This is a genomic window from Synechococcus sp. R55.7 (assembly GCF_047461955.1).
Lineage (GTDB): Bacteria > Cyanobacteriota > Cyanobacteriia > Thermostichales > Thermostichaceae > Thermostichus.
Genome location: NZ_JANSIC010000054.1, coordinates 1 through 2,684, shown reverse-complemented (window position 1 = coordinate 2,684; position 2,684 = coordinate 1). Strand labels below are relative to the sequence as shown.

The window sequence follows — 2,684 nt, the reverse complement described above, 5'->3', positions numbered from 1 at the left end:
GGCGACATCCTCACCGAAGTCTATGGCTATGCCCGCTCGCGACGGGTGATCTGGCTGGGATTTATCTCGGCGGCCCTCATGTCGGTGACATTCATGATCGTGGGATCCCTGCCGGCCGCCCCCGACTGGCCCTATCAAGAAGCCTACGACCAGATTCTGGGCCTGACGCCCCGCCTTGTGCTGGCCAGCTTAATCGCCTATTGGGGAGGCAGCTTTGCCAACGCCTATGTACTGGCCCGCATGAAGGTGTGGACGCGGGGACGGTGGCTGTGGACACGCACCATCGGCTCTACCCTGGTGGGCCAAGCGGTGGATACTGGACTGTTTGTCACCTTGGCCTTCTGGGGGGTGTTCCCTGGCCTGGGCAGCTTAATACTCTCCAACTATGTGTTCAAGTGTGCCGTTGAGGCGGCGTTCACGCCCCTGACCTATGCCATTACCGGCTGGCTAAAGCAGCAAGAACAAGAAGACTACTTCGATGTGGCAACCGACTTTAACCCCTTCCGCCTCCAGCCTGTGTCTAGATGAATCCATCAGCCGCCTCAACGGATCTGGCCTTGAGAGGGATCCTATTTTGGTATAGTCAGAGCGTCATCCTATTTATCCTGCTGCCATCCGGTGTTACCGGGAGCTTTTATCCAAGACAAGACTTTTGTGAGGGATCCGCAAGATGATGCTCGTTTTCCAAATTGCTTTGTTGGTGTTGGTGCTTTACAGCTTGCTGTTGGTGGTGGCGGTGCCGGTGCTCTACAGCTCAGCCAGCGACTGGAGCCGGGCCAAGAATGTGATTTTGGTGGGATCCCTGCTCTGGGTGCTGATGGTGATCGGGGTGGGGGTGCTGAGTTTCCTCAAGTGAAGCCGTAGAAGGGCGAGGGCCAATCCACCGAAGGTCACCTTGTGGTCGCAATCAGCGTTGCGTGGGAGCTGCACCGTGGGTGTGGCGGCCCAAAGTTTTTGTCTGGGATCCTGGACGAACTACGCACTTCCGCACCTCGATAAGCCTTAAGCTCTCTCGGTAGAGGGGATCCCATCCTCTACAATGGACGGCGAGGCGTCGGCCTTGCTTGCCATCGGTCAGGCTGTCTACAGGCCGCGCTAGTGAGCTTTGAAGGTGCTGAGGTGTTTCAACCAGCGGAGGTTTGGGTGTTGAGAGCAGTGATGAGAGCAGGGAAATGTTCGCAGGAACTTGGCCTTGCTCGGCGAGGAATGAGGCTGGCCTTGGCGGGCCTGTTGATGGGGAGCCTGGGATCCCTGGTGATGCCCCATTCTGCAGAGGCGCAGTCGGGTTTGGTGATCACCGGCAGTGAAGGGGTACCTGTCCTCAGCTATCGGCTCGATTTTGGCGGGGTTCGCAGTCGTTTGGATCGCTATCGCCTGACCATTCCCCCCCAGAATGTGGCGGTGGCAGAAGTGCAGATCAACGGGGACAGGAATTTCGATGGCCGCATCGATCCGGAAAGTGTCCGCCTGGAGGTAGAAGGCCGGCCTGTAGAGCTGGATCAAGTGTACTGGAACGAGGAGTTTCGCTCTCTAGAGGTGGTGGCCCGTCAACCCATTGCTGCCGGTCAGGAGATCCGTCTGGTGCTCTCCAACGTGCGCAACCCTTCATCTGCCGGTATCTACCGTGTGGAGGCGCGGGTACGGGGTACGGAACCCAACCCCCTCTTCCGGAATGTGGGCAACTGGCTGATTACCATTGAAGACCCAGAGCGGATTGGCTTCTGATCTATTGACCCGATGATCTGACCTACTGTTGATCTTTGCGGCGATCCTATAGGCACAGCCCTTTTGCGGGTCTGGGACAGCGACACCCAAGTTCCCGGCCAGTTGGGGTGGGATCCCTCTGCAAGTGTTTGTTCGCCGTGGTATGGGCTGCTGGAAAAAGCCGGAGTTCTGAGTTTTTCTAAGAATGGGGATTGTGCAAATCCGGCAAGTTTGGGTGGGGGAGTGTTTACCTTGTTGCTTGCTGACACTTGGTATCCCGATTGGTGGCAGGCTCTAATTTTGGGCATGGTGCAAGGGATCACCGAATTTCTGCCCATTAGCAGCACGGCTCATCTGCGGGTGTTTCCGGCTTTGGTGGGATGGCCGGATGCGGGCGCTTCGTTTACGGCGGTGATCCAGTTGGGCAGTTTGGGGGCGGTGCTGATCTACTTTGCCTCTGACCTGCGCCAGTTGATCCTCGGCTCTTGGAAGGCTTGGCGAGAACGAGATTTTCAGCAGGAGCCTTGGCGGCTGTCGGTCGGGATCTTGGTGGGAACGGTGCCGATTGTGGTGGTGGGGTGGGCCATCAAGGCCATTTGGGGATCCCCGCCCCGCCAGTTGTGGGTGATCGCCGTCGCAGCCATCGGCTTGGCTGTGTTGTTGGGCTGGGCAGAGCAAACGGGCAAACGCCAGCGAGACCTTCACAGCTTAGGCATTTGGGATGGGATCTGGGTAGGGCTGGCCCAAGCTTTGTCCCTGATCCCTGGGGTGTCGCGCTCCGGCTCGACGCTGACGGCAGGGCTGTTTCTCCATTTGCAGCGCTCGGCTGCCGCTCGCTACTCCTTCTTGCTGGGGATCCCGGCATTATTTTTGGCGGGGGTTGTGGAGTTTATCTCCGAGTTCGAGGCAGAGGCCCTGCTGCCGCAGGGGTTGGGGACGCTTTCGGCCTTCGTCTTTTCCTACTTGTCTATCGATTGGCT

General features: G+C 58.3%; 4 protein-coding genes. All 4 read left to right on the top strand.

Going from position 1 to position 2,684, the window contains the following annotated elements; all coding sequences use genetic code 11:
- The coding region (locus NW820_RS04430; protein WP_414406792.1) for a queuosine precursor transporter at nt 1–528 on the top strand (528 nt) is incomplete at its 5' end.
- A 142-nt stretch (nt 529–670) separates the two neighbouring features.
- Nucleotides 671–856 carry a photosystem II reaction center protein PsbZ gene (psbZ, locus tag NW820_RS04425; protein WP_011433643.1) on the top strand — a complete coding sequence of 62 codons (186 nt, stop codon included), beginning with the start codon at nt 671–673 and terminating at the stop codon, nt 854–856.
- A 350-nt stretch (nt 857–1,206) separates the two neighbouring features.
- Complete coding sequence (locus NW820_RS04420; protein ID WP_414374581.1) at nt 1,207–1,725, top strand: DUF2808 domain-containing protein; 519 nt, start codon at nt 1,207–1,209, stop codon at nt 1,723–1,725.
- Nucleotides 1,726–1,956: 231 nt separating this feature from the next.
- Nucleotides 1,957–2,684, top strand: a 728-nt coding sequence (locus NW820_RS04415) for an undecaprenyl-diphosphate phosphatase (RefSeq protein ID WP_414406791.1), incomplete at its 3' end; no start/stop codon positions are given.